We start from the raw sequence: 23472 nt of genomic DNA, 5'->3' as shown, positions 1-23472 counted from the left end.
GAGCTCATCGCGTCGGTTGTGGGGTCCCGATCGATCGGGCTCTCGGCGCCGTGCTGGCGTTGGGCGTCGATTGCGATGGCAAGCCGGGGTAAGCGGAATGAGCGCGCGCCTCGCTGCATCAGGGCCGACGACGGCTAGCGGACGTCGTCGCTGGCGTGCCCAGTACGACCGCGACGGAGACGGACTAAACGAGGCGAGTTGGGCTTCTTCAATGTTCCGCCGGGTCAAGCGCTGGTGACGTTAGCCGTGCCTTCCTCCGGCTTCTGTCACGCGACGCGGAGCCCGGTGGCCCCGGCACGATCACGATGAGCGGCTTCGGGCCGCGCTTGTAGGGCGCTCATGACTTGAGCGTCTCCGCCGATGCGCGCGCACGCTCAAGAAGAGATGGCGACCCAACCAACGCGGTAACGCGCATCAGGAACGCCGACCGCTGAAGCTAGCGACAGGCACCGCCGCGGCGGGAAGCTATGTTTCCGAAGATGCTGGCGGCGCGGCGAGCCTGACGCGGCGTTGGAGTCTCATCACCGTCGTGGCGGTTGCCTTGTGGGCGTCGCCTTCTGCGGCGGAGACGGCCGTCGCCGGCTGACCGGGAAACGGCGCGGACGCTGATCCAACAGGGCGACCGTGCCTACGCGGAGAAGCGTCAGCCGATGCGCGCTCCGCGCCTACCGCGACGCCGACGCGATCATGCACGTGCCGACGACGGGCGCCGAGCTCGCGAAGGCCCACGAAGCCCTCGGACAGCTCCGAAGCCAAGGAGGCGCGCTCGCCTCGCCTTTGCGGATCCGGTTGAGGCGACGGAGCCGGCGCGCCGTCCTGCTGCAGCGCGCGGGGGGCGCGACCTCGCGTCAGGGGCTCGGCGCGACCGAATCCCGGAGCGTGACGTTCCGCATCACGGGACTTCAGCCTTCCGATGCTCCTCAGATGACCAGCCCACGGTGCGTTTGCCCTGCGGGACCTCGAGGTGCCCGTCGCGTAAAACTCCGGGGCCGCACCGCGTCGGGATCGTTGCGTCGGGGTACGACGAAACGGCGGCGACGTTCGCGGTCACGGAGCGGAGCGCCCAGCGCGTGGACCTCGCTACGCGCGCCCGGACGTCTGCAGCGACGCGGGCGACAAGACCACCGGTGGCGGAGCCGGCAAGATCCGAGGCAACGCCTTCGGCGCCGCTCCCGCGGGAAGAACCGGCACCGGTGCCGCTCTACGCGAAGGTCGCCTTTGGCGTTGCGGCCGTTGGCGGCGGCGTCGGCGCCGTCGTAGGGGCCATGGCGCTTTCACGCGTGAGCCGCGCGAGGGAGCTCTGCATCGGCAACGAGTGCGATCCTGCGGCGAGCGGCGACATCGAAGCCGCCAAGTCGCTCAGTCACGTGTCCACGGCGGCGTTTGCCGGGCCCAGTAGCGCCAGCATCGGGCCTGCTGGACTTTCTCACGCGGTCCGCGGTCCGCATCGTCGCCGCGCGTCGAGGTTTGGCGCAACGACGGCGCCGGCGTCGCGGGAGCTTCGAGCGCCGCGAAGATCGCCAAGACGCGCCAGAAGAGGCCCCTTCGCGGCCTCATCGCCCCGCTGCGCCTTTCACCACGGCGCAGCTCATCACCGGCGCCGTGATGATCTCTTCCCTTCGCGCGAGCGCCCGGCCGCAACGTCAGACGCAGCCGCCGGATGCAGTCAACGAGTCGACGCCAACGTTGACGGTGAAGCCGCCGATGGAGGGCGTGTCCCTCGATGGCGCTGTTGCCGACGCCTCAACAGCAGACGTCTCCCTTCTCGACGGCGGAGCAAACGATAGCGCTTTGACCGACAGCTCGAACGCCAACGACGCGAACGCCACCGACGCGAGCGACGCGGCTCGCGGGCGCGTGCGCGCTCGCGGGGTGCGATCCAAGCGACCTGCAGCTTCGTCGACGCGTCGGTCGTGTACTCCTGCCCCAGCGGCTACGGCACTCCCGATGACGGACACACGTGCGTCGACATCAACGAGTGCTCGCCGGTGAACCCTGCGGCAACGGCACCTGCACCGATCTCACGGGTGGGTTCTCGTGCAGTGCCCCGGCGGCGGCTGCGTCGTCGCTTACGCCGCGAGCGGCCCGTACAAGTTCCGCGTGCCGTCGGGCGTCTCGACCATTCAGGTTCATCTCTGGGGCGGCGGCGGCGCCCTCGATCGGCAACAACGTCTTCGGCGGCGGAGGGGCTACACCACAGGCTCGCTCATCGTCGCCCCCGGCGCGACGCCTGACGTGCTCGTTGGAGCCGGCGGCGGCCGGGCTTGAACGGCCCCACCACGGCGAAGGCGTTTGGCGGCGGCGGCGCCGGCGTAAACTACGGCGGTGGTGGTGGTGGTCGCAGCGAGCTGGTCTCGGCGCGACGCCGTATCGTCACCGGCGCCGGCGCAGGCGCCGGGTACCACACCCCCAAACGTGCCTGGCGCCGGGGCGGCCAACAAGGCACCGATGGCCCGCAAACTGCGTCGGTGGTCACGGCGGAACGCAGACGGTCGGCGGCACGCCCGGCTCGGGCGCTGTAGTCGGCAACCCCGGCCGCCGGCGTGGTGACGCCACGTCGTCGCAGTCCGGAGGTGGCGGTGGTGGCTATTACGGCGGTGGAGGCGGCGGCAATACTTGCAGCGGCGGAGGAGGCTCCGGTTACTCCGTGCGGCTCGTCGCCCGTCGTGTCGGGCACCACGACCGCGGGCAGCGCGACCACCCCTGCTGGGACGGCCAGCCCCTCACTACGCCGGCAGCGCGGGCAAGGGTGCAGCGGGCACGAAGTACACGGCGGTGACCAACGGAGGCATCGACGGGCGCGTCGTCGTCACGTGGTGAGACTCGACGCGGCGCTCGCTCTTGGCTGGTTGCCGAGCGAGCTACGACCTTGGAATCTCGATGAGCGCGAAGGCCGCGCCCTGGGGATCGTCACACACGGCCACGCGGCGACCGTCCGGTAGCGTCGTCGGTCCGATGACCCGGCCGCCCTTCTCGGTGACATAGAGTGGCTGAGCGCAGCCCGCGACGCGGAAGAAGAAGAGCCACTGGGGATGAATGTGTGGCTTGTTGTGATGTCCCCAACGGAGCCGACGACGGGGCCATCGCCCATGCGAACGTTTCGAAGACGCCGTGGCCCGGCACGTCGAGATGGCCGCGCATGGTCATCCCGAAGAGTTCGCCGTAGTCCTTCGTTGCGGTCACCGGATCCGACGTGAGGAGCTGCTCTGAGAGCACGTCGCGCCGCGAGGGCACGACTTCGGAGGTGAGGCCATGATCGCCCCGCTTGGGATCCCGCAGCGCGTAGCCGTTGCCGAGCAACAGGGCGCGACGCGCGACGAAGGCGGCGGTTGAGGCGGCTACGTCAGGGACGGAGAGCTGCCCGAGCCAGTGCGGCTTCGCTCCTTCCGTGCAAGCGCGAGCTCGGAGCTTGGTCACGTCGGGCGCGCTCCTCCTCGAGGACTCCTTCGTAAAACGATCGCGCCGCGTCGACGTCGAGCGTCCGCAGCACCCAGTGGACCAGGGCCGGGGACATGGGGCGACGCTAGAGAAGGATCTTGTCGTCGCGCGCGGCCGAGTTGCGATCGCCGCCGGGCCATCGGCCAGCACGACCGGAGCGCCTGCCGACCGCCGGCCTTTACGTCAGGACCCGCGTGGGATACGAGAGATTGGTTCGCGCCCGTAGCTCAGCTGGATAGAGCGGCGGCCTCCGGAGCCGTAGGTCAGAGGTTCGAATCCTCTCGGGCGCGCCAGTCGATAGCGTTTACGAACTTTGGTGACCCACGGGGCCGGAGGTCGTGAACGCGCACGACGCGCTGGAATTCGTGGGTGATGGCTCTCCGGCCGCTCTCCACAAAGAGCGGGCGGTCCGTGCAGGGTACATGCGAGTGCTCGGTTTACCCGTCGCGAGGGCGCTCTCCGGGGCAGACTCGGGGAGACGAAGTGACCCGCGGCTCCGGAGGAGAGACCCACGGCTACGGAGGTTGGTCTCCGGAGCGGCGGGTCGGTGACCCGGCGCTACGGAGAGCGCGGCGTAAGGCGTGGAGATCGTTGAGGGCCGAGCCTTCGCACCACAGACGCGGTTCGTAAGCGTTACTGCATGGGGTTCATGCGTGGGTTGCACCTGCGGTCGGCGACCCCTGCCCAACGGCCTCCGGCCGAAGCACGAAGAAGTCTTTCGCGATACGTCGGAGGATCATCCGCTCGAGGCGTTCGAGATCGGCGAGCCCGTACTGAAGTGCCTCAGCGAGCGCGGCGAGCATTGCGGGCCGCGGGTACTCGTCCACCATCCGAAGGAGCCAGCGGAGATCTCGCGGATGGCCGCGACCTCGACTCCGAAGAAGCGTGAGGTACGCTGGCGTCGTCTCTGGCATCCGCTCGGCGAGCCGCCGCTCCTCGATAGGCGGCGTCCGCTTTGCGAAGACAGGCTCGTCGTCGACGGCATCTACGGGCCGAAGACTCGGGGCGTGCTCGCGACAGCGGTCGCGAAGAGCGCGTCGCGTCACTCCGCTCCGCGCCGATCCCTCCGGGGGTCGGCGCCTTTCTGCGTTGATGAGCCGTAGCGACTGGCCCGCACCATGCCTCACGAGCACTCGTCGTGCATTTCATTCGCTGACAACGTGCGCTGCGCCGGCCATCCGTCTGCCCTTGCCTCCGACGAAGATCCCGGCGATCGCCTCCCCTCATTCGGCCCCCTCGCGCGCCTGAAGGCTAGCGGCTGCGGTCCGCTCGGTCGACCGTACCGCCTTGACGTCCGCGAAGTCGCTCCGGGCCGCGGCGCGCGCCTTCAGGTCGTGGGCAACGAGCCCGCCGGACAGAGGGCGCGATCGTTGACCTTCGAGCCGGTGAGCTCATCGATCGTGGTCGAGCCGAAGGCTCGCTCGACGGATGCGATCGCGTCGTCGAGTCGTCGGTGGAGTGGACAGAGACCGGTGCCGTGAGCGGGGTTACCGAGCGGGCAGGTCCGGATCCTCACCAAGGGATCGACGGCCTGCACGACGTCGAGGACGCGAATCGTTCGCGGGGATCGGGCCAGGACGAAGCCGCCCCCGACGCCGCGGCGACTCAGGACGAGATCCGCCCGCTGCAAGCCCTGCAGGACCTTCGACAGATAACTCGCTGGGACCTTCGTGCCATCGGCGATGGCATGTGTCGTCTGTCCGTCCTCGTGCGCGGCGAGCCAGACGACGGCCCGAAGCGCGTATTCGACGGTCTGGGAGAGCATCGCTGATCAGTGCCTCGAGCCTGAGGTGGATAAATTGGACCTAGACATCCAATTTATCCGTTCCTAGAATCTCCGCAACGGAGGAGCGCGCCATGGGCCAAATCTCGGGGCATGAAACCGTTGGGCAACTCGTCGTCGAGCGCCCAGAGGCGAGTCGGGTGTTTGGCAAGCTCGGGATCGACTTCTGCTGTGGCGGGAAGCGACCGATCGCCGAGGTCTGTCGCGATCGCGGTCTCGCGCTCGATGAGGTGCTCGCTCTGCTCGAGCAGAGGTGCCGAGGTCGGCGCGGAGCAGCTGGGCGGACGCCGCTCACCGAGCTCGTGAGCCACATCGTCGAGCGGCACCACACCTTCACCCGTGCCGAGCTCGACCGGCTCGGCCCGATGCTCGACAAGGTCGCTCGTGTGCACGGCGAGCGACATCCTGAAATGGTCGAGGTGGCTGCGCTGTTCCGAGCGTTTTCAGCCGACCTCATGCGGCACATGCGAAAAGAGGAGGCCGTCCTCTTTCCGGCAATCGGTCAGCTCGAAGCGGGCCGCGAGGTCGCGCTTGCCACGCCGATCGCGTGCATGCGCTCCGAACACGAGGTCGCATGCTCCGAGCTTGCGCGAATGCGCGCGCTGACAAGCGGATTTTCAGCCCCAAGCGGCGTGTGCAATACCTTCCGTGCGGCCCTCGCGGGTCTCGCGGAGCTCGAGGCGGACCTTCACCAACACGTCCACCTCGAAAACAACGTGCTCTTCGAGCGCGTGCTCTCCGGCGCGCGATGAGCTCGATGGAGGCGTTCGGACGCCCGGCGAGCGGAGCAGCCGGGCGCCTGTACCACGTGGCCTCCGCGATCTTCGGGCGCACATGACTCATGCCCCGTCGCGAGGACTCTGGCCCAAGGAGCACGGGGCCTATGGGCAGCTCGCCCTTCCGATCGTCGCCTCGCTCGCGATGGGGGCGCCGACGCTCTCGAGCGTTCTCTTCGCCGCTGCGGCGTTCGCCGCGTTTCTGGCCCATGAGCCGCTGCTCGTCTGGATCGGACGGCGCGGACCGCGCGCTCGTCGTGAACAGGCAGACCGAGCGCGGCGCTACGGCGTCTCGTTCGCGACGTTGGCTCTGGCCCTCGGTGCCGGCGCCGTGGTCACCGGCGGGGTTGGCATCGTGCGAGTGACTCTGCTTCCGCTCGGCCTCGCGCTCCTCGGCCTCGTTCTCGTGCTGAAGAACCAAGAGCGGACGACCCTGGGCGAGGTCGTCGTCGGGGTCGCTCTCCCGTCCGCGTCGGTGCCGGTCGCGGTGGCGGGCGGCGTGGCAAGCGAGCTGGCGTTGGGCACCTGGGCAGCATGGTCGCTCGCCTTCGCTTGCGCGACGGCCTCTGTACGGTCTGTCGTCGCTCGGGCGAAGTCGGGGCGTCGAAGCGCCACACTACTTGCGCTCGCGATGGTTGCGACGGTGCTCCTCGGCATCCTCTGCCTTCACTTGGCCGTGGCATGTGCGGCGTTTCCGTTGCTGTTCGTCTGCTGGACACTCATGGTGATCGCCCCGCATCCGAGACACCTGCGGCGCGTCGGCTGGACGCTCGTCGCCGGCAACGACCGCGATGGCCGCCCTCACCGTAGTCTTCGCCCGATGAGAAGCACGAGCTTGGCAGGTGATTGGCGCACCACCCACGGGCTCGCGCGCGGCAGAGTACACCGCCGCGCAGGAGGGTCGGGGCATTGACAGCGCTCTGCAAGGATGCGGCATCGTGAACCGGAAGCCGACGGCGTACTGGGACCATCAAGGTCGAGGAACTGCTCTCGCTTCAGGGCGGGCTCGAGGCGACGGACTGGGCTTGTCCAACGACGAGGTGATGTTCATCACCGTCCACCAGATCGACGAGCTCTGGTTCAAGCTCGTCCTTCGCGAGCTCGTGTCGGTCCGGAACCTCTTCGCGAAGGTGCCCGTGCCCGAGCAGGCGCTCGCGTCGGCGGCGCGCGGCATTCGCCGGATGACCCAGCTCATCGGGCAGGTCGCGACGCACTTCGAGATCATGGAGACGATGACGACGCGGGACTACCTCGCGTTCCGGGACAAGCTCAACCCGGCGAGCGGCTTCCAGTCGGGGCAGCTGCGCGAGGTCGAGGTGCTCCTGGGGCTCTCGGATCAGGACCGGATCCCCCTCGGGAACGAGCGCAGCTACATGAGCGCGCTGAAGAACCACGATGGCTCACCGTCCAGCGCTTACCAGCGGGTATCGAAGCGGAGCGAGGACAAGCCCACGCTCCTCGACTGCGTGAACGACTGGCTCTACCGCACGCCCATCCAGGGATCGGTCCCGGCCAACCCGTGCGACGCCGCGACCGTCGCGGGCTTCGTCGACGGATACGCGGCCGCGCACGCGAAGTGCGCGAACGAGGCGCTGGCGATCGCAAAGAGCAGCACGCTCACCGCCGGTGACGTGGAGCGACTCGAGCGACGCTACGCTGCCGAGGTCGCCGCGGCGCGCGCGTTCCTTCTCGGGCACGACGTCGACGAGGCGGTGCGTGCGCGCGTCTCCCGAATCCGCGCCGCACTCGTCTTCATCGAGAGCTACCGCGAGTTGCCGCTGCTCGCGTGGCCACGCGTGATCATCGACGAGCTCGTCGCCTTCGAGCAGGCGTTCGTCATCTTCCGGCAGCGTCACGCGCGAATGGTCGAGCGCATCATCGGGCGCCGTACCGGGACCGGCGGCTCAGCGGGGGTGGACTATCTCGATCAGACCGCTCTGCGCTATCGCATCTTCCGCGACGTCTGGGCCGTCCGGACGTTGCTCATTCGGCAAGCGGAGCTGCCACCGCTCGAACGGGCCGAGAGCTACGGCTTCGTGGCGGACGGCTGAAGCCCACGCTCGCGCACTCAAGAGTGCTCTGTCCACGAGGTCGGAGCCTCAGCGGCCGAAGAAGGTGGGGACCGCCGGAGAGAACGCGCCCTGCGTGATCTCGCCGAAGTCGAACAAAGCGTGGATCATCGCGCATCGCCCGCCTTCGTCCTCCGCCCGCGTGCAGAGCGCATGGAGCTCCTCGAGCTCTTCGACCATGACGAACGTCCCCGGCTCGGGCTGGAAGGCGTCGGACACGAAGGCGGCTGCGATCGACGGGTGGCGTTCCTCGTCGCGGTGGCACGTCGCGCAGAGCGTTCGGTCGGTTCCCTGCAGGACGCGGAGGAACGGCGCGTCCGCGGCCAGTGGCGTCGCGACAGGCAGCTCGATCTCGCCCTTCAGCGTTCGCGTGGTCCCCATCCACTCGCCGAACTCGAGCACCTTGCTGCCCTCGCCCGCCGGCACCGCGCTGATGACGACCTTCGGCAACATGAAGAATAGACGCGGGCTCCCGCGTCCTCCTGCCGGCTGCGCGCTCGTGACGCCGAGTGTAGCGACGACCGAGAGCGGCCGAGGGAGCGTGGCGACGAAGCAGGGGCCGTCACCGTTGGGCGCGAGCGCATTGACTCGGACGACGGCGTCGGCGATCGAGCCGACGTCGCCCTTGCGCTCGGCGCAGCGGAGCAGCGCTTCGCTCACGACGTGCGGGCCTGCGTCGCGTGCCCCAGCGTCGCGCGGCGTTGACGAGGACGACGAGCTCGAGGGGGCGGGCATCGTCGTGGGATCGGGGGCCGTCCGACTCGTCGATGCATCGCAGGCGCCGAGCACTGCGAGCGCGTAGAGAAACTTCATCGTGTCGATCACCAAAGCACCGATAGGAGGCATGCGCCGGCGAAAGGTTCGCGCGCGCCGCGACCTCGCGTGCACATTCTGCGCTCCCGTGGGCGGTGGCGGTGCGCTCGTAATGGACGTACTTCTCGAACTCGCCACATGGCTGACTATCGCGCCGACCAACGACGAAGGAGATCGTCATCGACAGCGGTTCGAACACCTCGAACGCAACCTCGAGAGGCCGGGTTATCGACCTTGTCGCGCCGACGTCTCCCCAAGCAGCGGGACTGGAACGCCGAGAATGCTTTCCAGCATCGGGCGCGGGTTGTGGGTGAGCCAGAACTCCGCGACCGCGTGCTCCCCGAGCAGCGCGCAGAGCACTTCGGCGCTGTTCAGATCGGGCCCGTGCTCCCACGCGGCCGCGAGGAGGCCGTCCAGGAGGCGCTTCTTGAAGTGCCGCTCGGCGGCGAGGTTCTCGTCCCTCCCGAGAAGGAAGCCCCTCCGCAAAACAGCGGAGGGGAGGCGCTTGGCTGCCTGCGAGGAGGCAGTCCACCTGGGCACCGAGCAGCTGGACCCCGCGCCTCGCCTCCGGGGGAAGCAAAGCGCCGCGGCCTTGGGAGCGGGGACAAGTGCCTATCCGGCAGTGACCTCCGGAAGAACGCACCCGGCTTCGTCGCAGCCGATCCTCGGGGTCGCTGTCGGTGAGCGGTTTTCCGGAATCGACTCCGCTTCGAGCAGGAGCGTCTGCAACTCCGCACCGAGCAGGAGGTCATCGTGAGCGCCGAAAACCTGCCGGCGCAGGCGTCCGCGCGCGTCGATGAGGATCGTCGTCGGCGTCCCGCGCATGCCGTAGGCCCGCATCGTCTGCGGGATGGACTCGCCTCCGGGGTCAGGCGCATCCACCCCGACAGGAAACCGCACGCGGTACTCGTGGAGAAACGCCCGAAGCGACTCGACCTTCATCCCGTCGTGGTGCTCGAAGACGGTGTGGAGGCCGACGACGACGAGAGGAGCACCAGCGAACAGCTCCGTGACACGCTGCGCCTGCGGGATGCCGCGTGACACGCAACCCGGGCAGAGCATCTGAAACGCATGGAGCAGCACGACACGGCCACGGAGCCCCTCGAGGCTGAGTGGCTCCGGCGTGTTCAGCCACCCGTGGTCCTCCAGGGCGGAGCGAGGGCGGTCGTGGTCACCATTAGAAGTCGCCGTCCTTCACGTAGGGGTGGCTCCACAACGTGACCTGCAGAAGGCACGACTTGACCCACGCCGCGTACATCTTCTCGACGTCCTCGGGCGAGTGTCCCTTCTTTGCTAGGAACGGCCGAAGGGTGAAGGTCACCGGGAAGACCAAAGCGAACAAGTTGCGGAACGGGACGAGGTCGGTCGAGGGCGCGCCGTCGGTCTTGTTCTTCTTCGCCCGGTGGTGCCGGAGCCCGATCTCGTGCTGGTAGTCGAGCCACTTCTGATCGTACTCGGCGTGTGCGGTGTCGAGGATCCACTGACCGAAGCGCTTGCGCACGGCGCCGAGGTAGTCGCCGAGGGGCTTCCCGTCCGTCTTGCCGGTGAACGACGCGAGGAGGTGGGGCTGGCTCCCTACGAAGCCGTACCAGACATCAAGGATGGCCTCGACCTCGTCCTTCACGACGTCGTGGGACATGCGGAGCGACTTCACGTCCTCTTCGCCGAAGAGGACGCTCGCCTTCATCTGCTCAAAGTCGGTCAAGGTCACGGGAGACTTCGCGACTGCCGAGGTGTTGTGGGTGTAGCCAGGGATGCTGCTCATGTTGTTCACTTCCTTCTCGGAGCAAAGCTCCGCTTTGCCGCCGGCCGACATGGCCGCGGAAACTCGGGTCATCGGGTCTCGAGGCGCTCGGTCAGGCGGGGCGCATGAACTGCTCCCAGAGCTCGCTTCGAGGCGCCTCGGCTGCGAGCTCGTGCTCGGGGCAGTCGAGCCGGACTTGATCGCTCGCGAGCGGCGCGTCCACCAGGGCGCAGTGATGCGGCGCTGCGCCGGTCCGAACGTTGGGGCGAAAGTGCGTACACGTCACGCACATGCCGCTCACCGGGACGAGGCCCTGATCCTGGAGCGCGCGAATCATCTTCACCACGCCCGAGAAGAACGCTCGCTGTTCCTCCGCGGTCAGGTCCGCCACGGCGGCTGCCATGAACTCCGGCCAAGACCGCGCGCGCGCGCCGAGCTGCGATCCCTTCTGGGTCAGCGTGAGCAGGCTCGCGCGGGGATGACGCGGATCGGGGGACTTCGTGACCAGCTTCTTTTCGACGAGTACGCGAACTGAGTCGCTGATCGTCGCCAGCGTGACGCCGAGCCGCTGACTCAGCTCCGAGCCCGTGAGGGGGCCATGAGTCACGATCGCTGCGAGGATCTGCCCTGCGTGGCGGACAGGCCCTCCTCGTTCGCCTGCTGCCAGGCCTGCTGCTTCATCGCGAGCCCGATCTTGTGCAGACCAGTGGCGATGCGCGATGAGAGCGGCTCGGTGTTCTCGTCGAAGTACGGGAGGCTCGTCCGGCTCACGAGCACAACATAACTTAGGAGTCCTAAGTTTGCAACTTCTTGCCTCGGCACCCGCACGCCGATCTCGCCGGCCTGTGGCTTGTCGGCCTTGGGCTCCCGCTCACCGCTTGACTGACGCTCTCGACCATTCACACGCCGACCGTCACGCCGTGTCGCATTCTGTCCACGAGCGTCGCGTTCGCGATCGCCACCCGAACCTCCACGAGGAAGTTCCAACCACGCGACCAGGCTGGCTTTTCAGCCTGATCCTGTGGGTTCAGGGGCGAGCGCTCAGCGACGTCGTTCGAAGGAGGGCAGGGCTTTGAAAACCGCCGTGGATGCAAGTCCACCGAGAGTTCAAATCTCTCCTTCTCCGCCAGAAGAAGGCTCTTCGGGTTCGTTGCCGCCGGATGGGTCGTGACGGGACGCGAGAGGACAAGGCGGGACACGGGCGGTGGAAACCGCGTGGTAACGGCCGGCGGAATCGGCGTTCGGCGATGTCACCGTCTTGGAAGCCGGGTAGGTACGTGACCGGTCAACGGCACGCTGGAGAGCAGCACAAGCGACAAGGGCTGTCGCGTCAGAACAGACCGAGCTGCTTCTCGTGGGGGATCGGTAAGACGCCGACGATGACCCACGGGTTCGGCGCCACCTGGTGCCACTGCTGCGTCGTGCCGAGGAACAGGTGGAGGTCCTTCTGGAGGAACTCGTCCATGTACTTCTGGCGGACCTTCGCGATCGCCGTGCGCTCGTCGCCGTTCGCGCGGCGCACGCAGTTCCGGTAGAGGGCGCCGATCTCCCAGTCGAGGATCTGCTGCTCGCTCTTCTTCCCGGCCGCGTCCTCAAACTTGTACGAGAACTTGTAGGGCATCTTCGGGATGACCTTGAAGGTCTCGCGCCAGGTGTTGTCCTCGAACAGCTCGTGCTGCCGCGAGGCCTCGCGCATCTCGCGCACCTTGTCGATGTCCCACTCGCGCTCGTCGTCTTCGACGACGAAGTCGAGGATGCGCGCGGGCTTGAAGACGGCGAGCGAGATCCGATTCGCCTTCGCGCCCGAGATCAACTCCTCGAGGTTGTCGTAGACGCGGGCCTTCTTGAGCAGGATCTCCCGGCGTTCACGCCAGTTGTGGTCGGTCCCAATCTCGCCGACGGGAACGAGCTCGCGCTGATCCACGGGCCGGTAGGTCTCGGGGCGCACGTCGACGGTGTTCCGCTCCAGCCGACACTCGACCCAGGAGTACTTACTGTACTGCTCATTCTCGTCGAGGCGTCGGAAGGGCACCGGATAGATGCGCACCCAGCTGCCGTCTTCGCGAACGCCGGCCGTGCAGACCGTCTCGCCGTACTTCCGCGAGAGCGTCGGGTACGTCTTCACGGTGATCAGAACGCGCCTCTTTGCTCATCCCCGTTCCCCCTCACAGATGCTTGGCGACGAAGCCCCTTTCCGTACTCGCGCTCGAGCGCCTCGGCCACGCAGTGCCGGCGGCACTGGCTCGGCACGCGCTCGTAGCAGGTCAACGCCCCCCGCTCGCCGGATCGAACCCCCGCCCGAATCTTCGCGAGAGCCGGCCCCTGCAGTGGGAGGCTGTCTCGTTCGTACTCGGCGAAGAGGGCGTCGTAGTCGGCCTGCGTTTCGAGACTCTGGCGCTGTTCGGATGCGATCCCAAGCTCGGGAACGTGCTCGTACCGAATGCCAACGCCCTCGCAGCCTTTCCCGAGCGTGCCTTTCGAGAACCCATACTTGCGGCTGATCGGATTCCGACGAACGTCGCAGAGCAACGTCACTCCCGAGCGAAGGAGCTCGTTCAAGTAGCTCTCGAGCGTCCGCCCCTCGTAGCCGATCGTGGAAACGGCGGCAGCCTTCACGGCGGGCCGTGCCGCCTCGATCCGTGCGAGCGCTGCGCTATCGCCACGAAGCACTCGCTCAGCGATCTCGCTCCGCGTCGCGTAGTAGGGAAAGCGGCGATACGTCTCGGCGACAAGCGCGTCCCCGCGGGTACCACGAAGCCCGCGCGTGAACCTGGCGAGCCGTCCAGTTTCCGCCCGACCAAGCGCTTTTCGTCCCGCGTCCGTGAGCGCCCAGTGCTGCTCATCGTCGGCAAGGAAGCCGCGCTCGATGAGCTTGCGTCGGTCGGCATAGGAGGTGAACGAGAACGCTCCGAACTTGTACGGCACGAACTCGTAGGGCGGCGTGACACCCGACTCTTGGCAGTAGAGGAAGAGCAGCTTCTGAAAGTCGAGATTCCCCGCGCCCCGGAGCGCGGCGAGCAGTGCCAGCATCTGCCGCTGTCGATCGAACAGCACGTGCTTGGCCCTCTCGCGCGGCAGGTCGGTCTGCAGCGTCACGAGCCCACCGCTGCGGGCGGGACACGCCCGTGCCGGAATGACTCCATTGGTTGTGGCGCGTCGAAGATCATCGCTTTCCATCGTAACATCAGGGGTGTCCATCGACCTACAGGCAACTGGACGATGGCTTGGCGACCGACTCATGACCGGGCCAGCCGAGCGAATCGTCGCCGCTGCTCGGCCCACGACGGGCACCGCGCGATCGGCATGAGCTCCTTCGCGGTCACCCCATCGCGTCCGTCGGCGATCTCCGTGACGAGCAACGCCTCCTTGGATGTCCGGCGCGAGCCAGAGGATGTTCATGATCTGGCTGACGCGCGAGTCGCCGAAGCCGGTCACGCGCGCCATCTCGGCGCGGTCGGCGACGATGCCGATCTCGATCAGCCGATCCATCTCGTACGCGAGCGCGAGCATCTGCGCCACGCGGAGCGGCCGCATCGCCGGCGCGGGCTCCGGCTCCTCGGCGAACCGCGTCTTCGCGAGCCCGCCGCGCCGGTAGAACGGCATCTCCACGTCGAGCCCGTCAGGCGGCATGGTCGATCTGCTTCGTGTGGTCGACGAGCTGGATGCGGATGGCGTTCGTCCCCTCGTTCACGGAGACGCGCTCGATGAGCGACGCGATGAGGCGCGACCGGTTCTCCTCGGTGAGCTTGTCCCAGAGCTTCTCGAAGCTGGCGAGCGTCGTCGCCGTCCCCTCGGCCTCGGCGCGGACCTCGCTTGCGCCACCTGATCGAGCCGGCCCGGAGAGCGCCACGCGACCGGCCTCGCCCATCGATCCCATGGAGGCCACCAGCGTCTTCGTCTCGGCCGACAGCTGCCCGATGTGGCGCGGCAGCTCGCGATGCTCGGCTTCGAGCTTCTCCTGCGCGCTCGTCACGCGCGCCTGCACGCCGACGGTCACGCGGTGGGCGAGCTTCGCGTCGCCCGCGATCTGCCCGAGGCGCTCGACCACGAACGCCTCGACGCCCTGCGCCGGGAGCGGCCGCGTCGGGCACGCGCCGCGCCCTTCGCGATCGCGCTTCGTGCAGGGGTAGTAGCGGTACTCGCGCTTGCCCTTGTAGGCGCTCGCCGGCGTCATCGACGAATTGCACACGCCGCAGCGGAGCACGCCGCGCAGCATGTAGCCGCGCTGCACGCTCTTCGTCATCGGCGCGTTCTCGCCGAGGATTGCGGCCACCTTCTGGAAGATGGCCAGCGGGATGAGGCCCGCATGCTCGCCGTCGTAGACGGCATCGCCGATCGTGATCTTGCCGATGTAGAGGGGGCTCTTGAGGATGCGGAGCACGTTCGCGACCGTCCACGTGCTCGCGCCGCCGACGGTACCCGTCTTCGTCGTGTAGTGCTTCGGCGTTCGGCCCTTCGCGCGGAGCTCGTCCAGGATCCGCACGAGCGAGCGATGCCGGAGGTAGCCGTCGTAGATCTCGCGGACGACGACGGCCTCGAGCTCGTTCGCGAAGAGCTTTCCGTTCCGTACGTCGTAGCCGTAGGGCACTGGCCCGCCTGTCCACTTCCCCTTCTTTCGCGCCGCGTGGATCTTGTCGCGCGTCCGCTCGGCGATCATCTCGCGCTCGAACTCCGCTGAATGACATCAGCATGTTGAGGGTCAAGCGACCCATCGCGTCGGCGGTCGAGAAGTTCTGCGTCACGCTCACGAAGGCGACGCCCGCCTCGTTGAAGCGGTCCATCACCTTCGAGAAGTCGAGCAGCGAGCGCGAGAGAGGCGGTCGACCTTGACGACCACCACGTCGACACGCTTCGCGTCGACGTCGGCGAGCAGGCTGGAACGCCGGTCGCTCCACGTTGGCGCCGGTGAAGCCGCCGTCGTCGTAGCGAGTCTCGACGAGCACCCAGCCCTGACTGCGCGCGTACGCCTCGCACGACTCGCGCTGCGCATCGAGCGAGTTGAACTCCTGCTCGAGCCCGTTCGTCGTCGACTTGCGGGTGTAGATCGCGCAGCGCTTCGCCGCGACCTTGACCTTCTCAGGGCTGGCCTTTCGCATGGTCCTCCTCGGGCGCGGCGGGTGTCGGCTGACCGGTGCGCTCGGCGAGCTCGCGCTCGAGGATCGCGTTGAGGCGCGTGAGCTGCCTCACGAGCTCCGGCATCGTGTGCTCGTAGGAGCGGTGGCCCATCTGCGTTCGGTAGAAGGGGATGTCGCTCATGCTGCGGCTCCACGCTTGCGCGTCGCGAGGTTGAAGAAGAGCCACCCATTCCAGTGGGTGCCGGTGATGTCCTTGGCGATCTTCGAGAGGCTCGCGTAGCGCTTGCCGCGGTACTCGAAGTCGGTCTCGTGGACCGTCACCGCGTACTCCTTGCCGTTGTACTCGCGGCGGATCACCGTGCCGGGCTTCGGCAGGCTCGGATCGCGACCGTCGGACTCGGCCTCCTCGGCCGGCTTCACGCGCGGCGCGACGTGACGGAGCAGCGCGGTCGCGCGAGCTCGGCGACGCGCCTTCGCGCGATCGGAGAGGCCGCCCTCGGCGCTCCTGCAGGCGCCAGGCGATCTTCCGAACGAGGTAGGGGCGGTTCCGCGTGCGCGTGTCCTTGCCGAACACGCTGCGGAAACTTCTCGACGAGCTCACCAACGCTCATCTCGTCGAGAGAGCAGCTCGCGCTGCAGGGGATCGATCTTCTTGGCTATGGTCGTGTCTCCTTCCGTGGAGACACACGCTCTGGTTCGGAACATCATCAAGTCGATTGCGGCTCATGCCCCGAGACAAAGGCAGACGAGGCGCCGCGATTGGACATCCGGTGGAGAGATTCTCGAAACCGGGCCCCTTCCATGGACTTGGGTCCTGTGGAGAACTAAACGCTTGTTCAGTGGTCGGAATGGAGGGAGAAGTTATCGAAGGGAGCCTTCAATGACGCAACACCAGCCCGGAGCCAGGCAGCGAAAACATTCGAAATCGTTCATCTCTGTCCATCCTCGAGGGCGTGAGCCCGCCGCTCTTAGCGCGGCTCCTCAAGCCCCACGCGGCCTTCCTCTCGGGCGCCAATCTCGCCCTCGACGACTGCCGGCGACCATCGCGCGCCTCCATCGGCTGCTCGCCGGTGAGGACGTTCCCGACGACCTCGTCGACGCGCTCCTGCAGATCGAAGCGCTCGCCGATGAGGACAACCACGACGACATGCTCGCGCAGGCGGGCACCGAGCAGCTCGATCTCTTCGCGGGTGCGAAGCGCCTGTCGACGGCGGATCTGGCGTTCACGATCTCCGATCATCGCGACGTCTTCCAAGCGGCGGCGCCGGCGCTCGGCACCGAGCGCGTCACACGCTTCGTCGAGTTCTGCGGCCAGCCTCCGAGCGCGCCTCCGTCGCTCAGCTCGCGAACGCGCAAGGAGCGACTGCTCGAGGCCATGCGCGGCTGGTTCTCCGGGCGTCACCGCACGGGCTACGTCGAGATCGAGATCGTCGAGACGCCGACGGAGTTCAACTTCCACATCGTGCACGGCCGCCCCGAGAAGCGCCGCACGGTGATCTCCGAGGACGAATGCAAGCGCACGAACCTCTCGTACATCCCCGACAAGCACGATCTCGTCATCTACGACGCGCGGACGCACAAGCTCTGCGTGAACGCGCAGTTCGCGATCGAGAACAACTTCTACCGCCGCGCGATCGGCGAGGTCTACTTCGGCCACGCCGACCACTTTCAGCCGCGCTCCGTGTTCACTGGGGCGCCGATCCAGGAAGAGGGCCCGGCCGCGCTCTCGATCGAGGGGGTCGACGGCCTCCGAAGCGTCACGCTGCGCGAGCTCGTCATCGAACGACCGCGGCACGCGACCGTGTTCTTCAAGGGGGACGATCTCTCGAAGGAGCTGCAGTCGAGGCACGAGCGCGAGGTGATTCGCAGCGGCACGATCGCCCATATGCGGTTCGCCCTCGGCGTCGCGGGGCGTGCGCGCCCGCTCAAGGTGGAGGTGTCCCTCCCCAACACGCTCTCGTACGACCGGCGCATCGCGCCCGATGTCGTCAGGGCCTTCCTACGAAAGCGAGGGTTCCGGGCTGTCCCGAAGGAGGCAGCCTGAATGAAGAGGTTCCTCCGGCTCTTCGAGGACTCCTGGGACTGCAAACTCCACACGCACCTGTACGCGAGCGCGATTGGCGACGAGGCCTTCGAGCTTCTTTGCCGCGAGAGCGTACTCGAGCCCGCCGGCCAGGCTGACACCTACCCGTGCCCGAGCGGCGGCAAGAGCTGCCCTCGTGTGATCGTGCCCGTGCCGCGCAACAAGGCGCGCCCATACCTCGCCGTGTGCGGGGACCGTCGAAGCTGCGTCAGCGTCCAGCTGACCGAGGAGCAGACGCAGCTGCATGGGCTGAACCGTCGCGCATGGGTCGATCTCCTTCGGCGCGCGTACGGGCTCGATGGCGCCATCTCGTACGATCTGCCCGGCGCGTTCGGCTTGTGGGCGATCGGACAGGCACGCGGTCGCGAGGTGTTCCTCTCCGAGAAGCCGGACGGGCACGATCTCTTGCAGTTCGTGCTCGCGCGCGAGCGATGACGCGCGCGACGCGGGTGCTGCTGCCGACGGCGACGAGGAACTCGACGCCTTCCTCGCTCAGCGCTGCGGCGCAGGAAAGCGGGTGGAGATGGCCGTCCTCGGGGAGGAGCTCGCGATCGCCGGCGGGCAGCTGCTCGTCCGGTCGCACGAGGCCCCGGCGACGCCGGGCCCGCTCGGTCAGTGCCGCAGCGCGTCTTCCCGCTGCCGAGCGAAGCGTCGTGGCGAGATCTCCGCGTTTACCGCGTCGGCAGCCACACCGTCAGCGTCCGCAGCGGCGGCACGCACAAGCGGCTCACGTACGTGGACCTCGGCATGGCCTCCGAGAAGAACCGCGAGCCCACGCGCGCGTGGGAGCTCCTCATGGCGCTCTGCGAGGGCGGCGGCACGCTCCGGTGGCGCGGGGACGCGGCCACGGTGAAGCGCCAGGTCTCCACGCTGCGCGCGCACCTCAAGGACGCCTTCGGCCTCGAGGGCGATCCGTTCGCGCCGTACGCCAAGGGTGGGTGGCGTTCGCAGTTCGCCGCCTACCCGTCGCCGGACGACGACGCCCGTGAAATTTCACCACCGGCCTTCTGAGAAAAGCGACGCGCTTCGGAGCCCGTCGGAGCGGTGAATCCAGGCCCGTGAGCCGCGTGCCCCAGAAATCGACATCGACGGTGGTGAGATTTCACCAAGGAGGGCGCAGGCAGACGGAGGCCGCGCCCCACCACGGAGGCGGCCCGCGCTCGACCTGCAGAGGGCCGGTCACATGGGCTGAAAGAGACGAGGCCGCGCTCCGGCGCGAAGTGGAACGAGGAACGACGCCTGGCAGCGAACGCGCGCCAAGCACGCGGCGCTCGCCGCAATCGAGACGACGGCGGATCTCGCACGGCGTCTCGCTGACGCCGGCGGCGCCGACTGGACCGGGCGACGCGCCATCGCGCAGGCGCTCCTCGTCGCCCACCAAGAGGAGCCCTCGTCGCTTCTCTCGTCGGCGCTGGTGCTCGCGTACTGGCCGCTGCTCTCGAGCCTCTGCGGGCGCGCACGGTCGTCGATGGATCGCGAGCAGATCGCGCTCTCGTCCTTCGTGCTGGCCCTCTCCGAGTGCGATCCGACGCGTGGCATCGATTCGCTCGCTTGGCGCACGCGCCGTCACTTCTTCCGCGCGCTCCGAGCCGAGACCACGCCTCGCTTCGACGAGCTCTTCGAGGTCGAAGATCCGTCGGCCAGCGCCGAGGACGCCGTCGTCCTTCGCGACGCGCTTCGCACGATCGAGGAGCGCCACGGGGTCACCGTGCTCGCGTCTCTCGGCGATGAGCCGCTGACGCACCTCACGGCGCGCATGCAGCCGAACGCCCGGCCCCGCGCCCGCGAGCGGGCCGCCTTCGCTCTCTACAAGCGCCGCGAACGGGCCCTCGCCGGCCTCCGCGACGAGCTGAAGCAGATCTCCGCCTGACCACGACGAAGAAAGGAACCGACACATGAACAACGCATGGGACAAAGCCAAGAGCCTCGCCGACAAGCACGCCACCCAGGGGAGCATCTTCGTGCGCCTCCAGAACGACGGCGACGCGGTCGTGGGCGTCTTCTGCGGGGAGCCGTACGCTCGCGAGGTCTACTGGGACGGGGAGAAGTACGTCGAGGCCACCGCCGACGGTCCGCCGCCCGGCGCGACGGCGAAGACGCCGAGCCTCCGCGTCGCCTTGAACTTCTACGTCCCGTCCGAGGGGACCATGAAGATCGTGGAGGGCGGGACGCAGTGGTTCCGCGATCTCGTGAACGTTCGCGAGAAGTACGGCCTCGACAAGTGGCTCTTCGAGATCAAGCGGCACGGCAAGCCGAAGGACCCGAAGACGAAGTACACGATCCTCCCCGAGGAGAAGATCGACGACGCGCTCCGCGCGAAGCTCTCCCACGTGTCGGCGCACGATCTCGCCCAGATGTCGGCGGGGACGGACGAGGCCGAGACGAGCGACGGACCGGAAGCTCATCGATCTCGACGTCGCCCGGCAGTTCGCCGATCGGCTGCGTGCGCTCCCTCGCTCGGAGGCGGACATGTTCCTCCAGGAGTTCCGCATCGAGCGCGTTCGCGATCTGCCGAACGATCGCATGCCGGCGGCGCTCCAGTTCCTCCTCAAGCTGGAGGGGGCGCACAAGAGCAGCAACGGCGCGAAGGAATCCGCCATCGACCCGTTCGCGGTGTAGCCGTGGACCGCGGCCTTCTCCATAGCGAGGCCGAGACCATCTTCCGACAGCTCCTCTCCAAGTTTGGGGCGGAGCTGCCGGACGATGTCCGGACCATCCTCGGCTACTACCAGTCCTGCCGGATCGGCTTCGACCGCGCAAGGACGTCATCGGTCTCCGGGGAGGTGCCAATGAACGAGCGAACGAAGTACGACGACCTCGTCGACGTGCTCGCCGATGCGCTCTTCGAGCTCCTCCTCGAGAGCATCCCCGAGAACGACTCCGGCGAGGACGGCGATGAACCGAAAGACGCGGCTTGAGCAGCTGCCGGTGGTCGCTGCTCCCGCCGTCGCCTCGCCCTTCACCTGTCCGCACTACCAGCCCCTCCCGGGGTCGAAGCGCTGCGTCTCCTACGACGACAGCGGCATCTGCACGCGCGACGACGAGTTCGTGTGCGTCGAGTGGCTTCGCGTGAACCGTCGGTAACGCCACGCATCGAGCGCGTCGGCACGAGCGCGCGTCTTGGAGGTCTGCATGTCGAGCGTCGGCGTGAAGGGAGAACTCTGTCTTCGGCACTACCAGTTGGCTGCGGCCCACGAGGTCCAGTCGCGCATCCTTCACGGGGCGCGTCGGATCCTCGTGGTCGCGCCGACGGGGAGCGGGAAGACCGTCCTCTTCGCGCACCTCGCGACCCAAGCGAGGGGGCGCGGTCTCCGCCGTGCTCATCGTCGCGCACCGGCGCGAGCTCATTCACCAGGCGTACGCGAAGCTCCTCGGCTATGGGCTCGACGAGGCCGACGTCGGCGTCGTGATGGCGGCGGACCCGCGACGTCGCCCGGCGGCCGGTATCCAGGTCGCGAGCGTCGACACGCTTCGGTACCGCGCTCGTCCCAAGGCGGACCTCGTCATCATCGACGAGTGCCACCGGGCGACCGCCAAGTCGTACCGAGAGCTCACCGACGCGTACCCGGCGGCCGTGCACTCGGCTTCACGGCGACGCCGCCTCGGCTGCACGAGGTAGCCTTCGGCAATGAGCGATCCGATCGACGCGGCGACGACGATGTCCTCGTAGACCTCGCCAAGCCCGCGAACCGAGCACGAACTCGTCTCCATGGAGATTCGGAGCTATCTCCAGAGAACCACGGTGTTTCTTTGTCGGTCTTCACGGTCCCGACGCTGCCGGACCTCTCCAAGGTCCGCGTTCGCGGTGGCGACTACGACGAGCGCGCGCTCGCCGGTGCGGTGAACACGACGTCGCTCGTCGGCGATCTCGATGCAGCATTGGAAGAGCCACGCCAACGGCGTGCGCACCGTCGCCTTCGCGGTCTCGGTCGAGCACTCGCGCCACATCGCTGACCGGTTCCGCGCGGCGGGCATCGCGGCGGACCACCTCGACGGAGCCACTCCCGTGGCCGAGCGCGTGGCTCTTTGTCTGGGGCAGTTCCCATCAAGACAAAGAGCGGTTCGTAACCGTTATCGTATGGGGCGCCACTCGATAGCGTTTACGGACTTTGGTGACGCGACCCAGGCCCGCGTCCGGAGGTCGTGAACGCGCACGACGCGCTGGAATTCGCGGGGTGTGGCTCTCGCCGCGCTCTCCACAAAGAGCAGGCGGTCCGTGTAGGGCGCATGCGAGTGCTCGGTTTGGGCGCGCCGAGGCGAGCCTCCGGGGCAGACTCTCGGAGAGAAAGTGACCCGCGGCTCCGGAGCAAGTGACCCACGGCTACGGAGGTTCTCCGTAGCGGCAGATCAGTGACCCGGCGCTACGGAGGGTCGGCGCGCAAGCCGTGGAGATTGCTTGGGCGCGATCGCGACAAAGAACGGGCGGTTCGTAACCGCCATCGAAAGGGGTTCACCCGTGACTCACATTGAAGCCCCTCTACAACGGCTGCCCGCGCCGACTTGACGCTCGCAGTGCTCGCTCATACGGTGAAGTGGCGCGGCAAATGCTGCGCCCGCATGACCGACTCCCGCTGACCGACCCAACCCACTTGGCTCGAAGCAACGCGAGCAGCGCCATCACGCCTGCTCCATGGAGATTCGCTCATGAGAAAGCTCGTGTACTACGTCGCGACCACGGTCGACGGTTTCATCGCCGACGAGCACCACAGCGTGGATGCGCTCACCAACCAAGGCGACCACGTCACCGAGTACGTCGACGCCCTCAAAACCTACGACACGATCGTGATGGGACGACGCACGTACGAGTTCGGTCTGCGCTTCGGGGTCACCGATCCCTATCCGTGGGCCGAGACGGTCGTGTTCGGCGGGCTCGCGGACGCGCCCCCCCATCCACGGGTGCGCTTCACGCGCGAAGATCCCGTCGGCGTGATTGAAGCGCTCAAGCTACGAGAAGGCTCACCGATTTACCTTTGCGGGGGCGGCCGCCTCGCCCGCACGCTGTTCGATGCCGGCGCGGTCGACGAGCTGATCGTCAAAATTAGTCCGGTGCTGCTCGGCAGCGGAATCCCTCTCACGATGGGGCTCGGAAAGTCCGTGCCGCTGAGGCATCGCTCGAGCAAGGTGCACGACGTCGGCGTGGTGGTGACGCGCTACGAGGTCATGCGCTGAGCCAGCGGCCTCGACGCCGGAGGTCGCGCCCGCTCGCTCGCGCGACCTCCGGACCTTCACCGAAGCGCTCACTGCGCTTCAGCGCCGTGCTGACGACATGCCCAAGCTTGGCGAGCCGAAGCGCCGTATGGACCGCTGTGGTCGGCGCCGTCCCCATCGTCCGCGCGACCGGGCACGGGATCTCGGCGATCTACGACGGGGCAGGCCGCGTCGTCGGTCAGAAAACAAGCGCCGATGGTCCCGTCGTTCTCGTCGGCGACCGTACGGCCCGACTTCCATCTTGTTCGTGCACGGTGGCTCGAGCCCGCGCGCGGGATGCTGCTTCTCGTAGCTACCGACGACGCCGTTCCGATCGATGACGAGGAGCATGTTCTTCGGCGTGGTCACGTCGAAGTACGGCGCGACAATGGTGACCTCGAGCGCGCGCGCCCATGCCTCGAGCGTGCCACTCAGCAGCGTTTACGAACTGTGTGACCCACGGGTCCGAGGTCGAACGCGCATGACGCGCTGGAATTCGCGGGG

24 protein-coding genes, 1 tRNA gene and 4 pseudogenes are annotated in these 23472 nt (G+C 67.7%); 15 read left to right on the top strand and 14 right to left on the bottom strand.

What is annotated here, in order from left to right; genetic code table 11:
* Nucleotides 1-1201: 1201 nt before the first annotated feature.
* On the bottom strand, nt 1202-1342 hold the full coding sequence (locus tag IPG50_32630) for a hypothetical protein (GenBank protein MBK6696894.1): 141 nt from the start codon (nt 1340-1342) through the stop codon (nt 1202-1204).
* 618 nt (nt 1343-1960) lie between these two features.
* Here IPG50_32630 and IPG50_32625 point away from each other — a divergent pair.
* Nucleotides 1961-2779 (top strand): hypothetical protein, encoded by an 819-nt coding sequence (locus tag IPG50_32625; GenBank protein ID MBK6696893.1) that lies wholly within the window; start codon nt 1961-1963, stop codon nt 2777-2779.
* 875 nt (nt 2780-3654) lie between these two features.
* Nucleotides 3655-3731: transfer RNA gene (locus IPG50_32620), tRNA-Arg, on the top strand.
* Nucleotides 3732-4085: 354 nt separating this feature from the next.
* Here IPG50_32620 and IPG50_32615 read toward each other — a convergent pair.
* Both IPG50_32615 and IPG50_32610 read right to left on the bottom strand, forming a co-directional pair.
* Nucleotides 4086-4484, bottom strand: a complete 399-nt coding sequence (locus IPG50_32615) for a hypothetical protein (GenBank protein MBK6696892.1) — start codon at nt 4482-4484, stop codon at nt 4086-4088.
* Nucleotides 4485-4765: 281 nt separating this feature from the next.
* Nucleotides 4766-5203 (bottom strand): Rrf2 family transcriptional regulator, encoded by a 438-nt coding sequence (locus tag IPG50_32610; GenBank protein MBK6696891.1) that lies wholly within the window; start codon nt 5201-5203, stop codon nt 4766-4768.
* Between the two features lie 92 nt (nt 5204-5295).
* On the opposite strand from IPG50_32610, the gene ric reads away from it, so the two are divergent.
* The 3 genes from ric to IPG50_32595 all read left to right on the top strand — a co-directional run bounded on the left by ric (nt 5296) and on the right by IPG50_32595 (nt 8048).
* Complete coding sequence (ric, locus tag IPG50_32605) at nt 5296-5973, top strand: iron-sulfur cluster repair di-iron protein (GenBank protein ID MBK6696890.1); 678 nt, start codon at nt 5296-5298, stop codon at nt 5971-5973.
* A gap of 82 nt (nt 5974-6055) precedes the next feature.
* Nucleotides 6056-6910 (top strand): YwiC-like family protein, encoded by an 855-nt coding sequence (locus IPG50_32600; GenBank protein MBK6696889.1) that lies wholly within the window; start codon nt 6056-6058, stop codon nt 6908-6910.
* A gap of 130 nt (nt 6911-7040) precedes the next feature.
* A complete protein-coding gene (locus IPG50_32595) occupies nt 7041-8048 on the top strand; it encodes a tryptophan 2,3-dioxygenase (protein MBK6696888.1) in 1008 nt (335 codons plus the stop codon).
* Nucleotides 8049-8096: 48 nt separating this feature from the next.
* Here the strand turns inward: IPG50_32595 and IPG50_32590 are convergent, their stop codons facing one another.
* The 11 genes and pseudogenes from IPG50_32590 to IPG50_32540 all read right to left on the bottom strand — a co-directional run bounded on the left by IPG50_32590 (nt 8097) and on the right by IPG50_32540 (nt 16199).
* On the bottom strand, nt 8097-8879 hold the full coding sequence (locus IPG50_32590) for a hypothetical protein (protein MBK6696887.1): 783 nt from the start codon (nt 8877-8879) through the stop codon (nt 8097-8099).
* Nucleotides 8880-9104: 225 nt separating this feature from the next.
* Nucleotides 9105-9365 (bottom strand): hypothetical protein, encoded by a 261-nt coding sequence (locus tag IPG50_32585; protein MBK6696886.1) that lies wholly within the window; start codon nt 9363-9365, stop codon nt 9105-9107.
* Between the two features lie 126 nt (nt 9366-9491).
* On the bottom strand, nt 9492-10028 hold the full coding sequence (locus IPG50_32580) for a redoxin domain-containing protein (GenBank protein MBK6696885.1): 537 nt from the start codon (nt 10026-10028) through the stop codon (nt 9492-9494).
* 28 nt (nt 10029-10056) lie between these two features.
* A complete protein-coding gene (locus IPG50_32575; GenBank protein ID MBK6696884.1) occupies nt 10057-10644 on the bottom strand; it encodes a protogloblin ApPgb in 588 nt (195 codons plus the stop codon).
* Between the two features lie 91 nt (nt 10645-10735).
* Nucleotides 10736-11304 (bottom strand): annotated as a pseudogene (locus IPG50_32570) (winged helix-turn-helix transcriptional regulator).
* Nucleotides 11305-11522: 218 nt separating this feature from the next.
* On the bottom strand, nt 11523-11822 hold the full coding sequence (locus tag IPG50_32565) for a hypothetical protein (protein ID MBK6696883.1): 300 nt from the start codon (nt 11820-11822) through the stop codon (nt 11523-11525).
* Between the two features lie 131 nt (nt 11823-11953).
* A complete protein-coding gene (locus IPG50_32560) occupies nt 11954-12757 on the bottom strand; it encodes a hypothetical protein (GenBank protein MBK6696882.1) in 804 nt (267 codons plus the stop codon).
* Entirely contained in the window at nt 12754-13800 is a 1047-nt protein-coding gene (locus IPG50_32555) for a DUF488 domain-containing protein (GenBank protein ID MBK6696881.1), read from the bottom strand. The genes IPG50_32560 and IPG50_32555 overlap by 4 nt, the downstream gene beginning before the upstream one ends.
* A 442-nt stretch (nt 13801-14242) precedes the next feature.
* A pseudogene (locus tag IPG50_32550) lies at nt 14243-15719 on the bottom strand (recombinase family protein).
* A complete protein-coding gene (locus IPG50_32545; GenBank protein MBK6696880.1) occupies nt 15700-15879 on the bottom strand; it encodes a hypothetical protein in 180 nt (59 codons plus the stop codon). Before IPG50_32545 ends, IPG50_32550 begins: the two are co-directional and overlap by 20 nt.
* Nucleotides 15876-16199: pseudogene (locus IPG50_32540) on the bottom strand (DUF2924 domain-containing protein). Before IPG50_32540 ends, IPG50_32545 begins: the two are co-directional and overlap by 4 nt.
* Before the next feature lie 379 nt (nt 16200-16578).
* On the opposite strand from IPG50_32540, the gene IPG50_32535 reads away from it, so the two are divergent.
* The 10 genes and pseudogenes from IPG50_32535 (at nt 16579) to IPG50_32490 (ending at nt 22950) form a co-directional block, all read left to right on the top strand.
* Nucleotides 16579-17742, top strand: coding sequence for a hypothetical protein (locus IPG50_32535; protein MBK6696879.1), 1164 nt, complete (start codon nt 16579-16581; stop codon nt 17740-17742).
* Nucleotides 17743-18216 (top strand): hypothetical protein, encoded by a 474-nt coding sequence (locus IPG50_32530; GenBank protein MBK6696878.1) that lies wholly within the window; start codon nt 17743-17745, stop codon nt 18214-18216.
* Nucleotides 18217-18396: 180 nt separating this feature from the next.
* A complete protein-coding gene (locus IPG50_32525) occupies nt 18397-18792 on the top strand; it encodes a hypothetical protein (GenBank protein ID MBK6696877.1) in 396 nt (131 codons plus the stop codon).
* 403 nt (nt 18793-19195) lie between these two features.
* Nucleotides 19196-19651 (top strand): hypothetical protein, encoded by a 456-nt coding sequence (locus IPG50_32520; GenBank protein ID MBK6696876.1) that lies wholly within the window; start codon nt 19196-19198, stop codon nt 19649-19651.
* Between the two features lie 25 nt (nt 19652-19676).
* Nucleotides 19677-20699, top strand: a complete 1023-nt coding sequence (locus tag IPG50_32515; GenBank protein ID MBK6696875.1) for a hypothetical protein — start codon at nt 19677-19679, stop codon at nt 20697-20699.
* Nucleotides 20677-20865 carry a hypothetical protein gene (locus IPG50_32510; protein MBK6696874.1) on the top strand — a complete coding sequence of 63 codons (189 nt, stop codon included), beginning with the start codon at nt 20677-20679 and terminating at the stop codon, nt 20863-20865. Before IPG50_32515 ends, IPG50_32510 begins: the two co-directional genes overlap by 23 nt.
* Nucleotides 20866-20913: 48 nt before the next feature.
* A pseudogene (locus IPG50_32505) lies at nt 20914-21081 on the top strand (DEAD/DEAH box helicase family protein).
* A 16-nt stretch (nt 21082-21097) separates the two neighbouring features.
* Nucleotides 21098-21400 (top strand): DEAD/DEAH box helicase family protein, encoded by a 303-nt coding sequence (locus IPG50_32500; GenBank protein MBK6696873.1) that lies wholly within the window; start codon nt 21098-21100, stop codon nt 21398-21400.
* Nucleotides 21401-21531: 131 nt separating this feature from the next.
* Nucleotides 21532-21735 (top strand): hypothetical protein, encoded by a 204-nt coding sequence (locus IPG50_32495; GenBank protein ID MBK6696872.1) that lies wholly within the window; start codon nt 21532-21534, stop codon nt 21733-21735.
* A 690-nt stretch (nt 21736-22425) separates the two neighbouring features.
* Nucleotides 22426-22950 carry a dihydrofolate reductase gene (locus IPG50_32490; GenBank protein ID MBK6696871.1) on the top strand — a complete coding sequence of 175 codons (525 nt, stop codon included), beginning with the start codon at nt 22426-22428 and terminating at the stop codon, nt 22948-22950.
* Nucleotides 22951-23472: the final 522 nt, after the last annotated feature.

It is taken from the genome of Myxococcales bacterium (assembly GCA_016703425.1).
Taxonomy (GTDB): domain Bacteria; phylum Myxococcota_A; class Polyangia; order Polyangiales; family Polyangiaceae; genus JADJCA01.
This window is presented reverse-complemented; position numbering and strand designations above follow the sequence as displayed.

Excerpts from the sequence above, each read along its gene's own strand:
- IPG50_32595 (MBK6696888.1), top strand. The coding sequence starts at position 7,041 with ATGTTCATCACCGTCCACCAGATCGACGAGCTCTGGTTCAAGCTCGTC.
- IPG50_32510 (MBK6696874.1), top strand. The coding sequence starts at position 20,677 with ATGAACCGAAAGACGCGGCTTGAGCAGCTGCCGGTGGTCGCTGCTCCC.
- ric (MBK6696890.1), top strand. The coding sequence starts at position 5,296 with ATGGGCCAAATCTCGGGGCATGAAACCGTTGGGCAACTCGTCGTCGAG.
- IPG50_32535 (MBK6696879.1), top strand. The coding sequence starts at position 16,579 with ATGACGCAACACCAGCCCGGAGCCAGGCAGCGAAAACATTCGAAATCG.
- IPG50_32545 (MBK6696880.1), bottom strand. The coding sequence starts at position 15,879 with ATGAGCGACATCCCCTTCTACCGAACGCAGATGGGCCACCGCTCCTAC.
- IPG50_32590 (MBK6696887.1), bottom strand. The coding sequence starts at position 8,879 with ATGAAGTTTCTCTACGCGCTCGCAGTGCTCGGCGCCTGCGATGCATCG.
- IPG50_32610 (MBK6696891.1), bottom strand. The coding sequence starts at position 5,203 with ATGCTCTCCCAGACCGTCGAATACGCGCTTCGGGCCGTCGTCTGGCTC.
- IPG50_32490 (MBK6696871.1), top strand. The coding sequence starts at position 22,426 with ATGAGAAAGCTCGTGTACTACGTCGCGACCACGGTCGACGGTTTCATC.
- IPG50_32515 (MBK6696875.1), top strand. The coding sequence starts at position 19,677 with ATGAACAACGCATGGGACAAAGCCAAGAGCCTCGCCGACAAGCACGCC.
- IPG50_32555 (MBK6696881.1), bottom strand. The coding sequence starts at position 13,800 with ATGGAAAGCGATGATCTTCGACGCGCCACAACCAATGGAGTCATTCCG.
- IPG50_32575 (MBK6696884.1), bottom strand. The coding sequence starts at position 10,644 with ATGAGCAGCATCCCTGGCTACACCCACAACACCTCGGCAGTCGCGAAG.
- IPG50_32600 (MBK6696889.1), top strand. The coding sequence starts at position 6,056 with ATGACTCATGCCCCGTCGCGAGGACTCTGGCCCAAGGAGCACGGGGCC.
- IPG50_32630 (MBK6696894.1), bottom strand. The coding sequence starts at position 1,342 with ATGTCGCCGCTCGCCGCAGGATCGCACTCGTTGCCGATGCAGAGCTCC.
- IPG50_32530 (MBK6696878.1), top strand. The coding sequence starts at position 17,743 with ATGAAGAGGTTCCTCCGGCTCTTCGAGGACTCCTGGGACTGCAAACTC.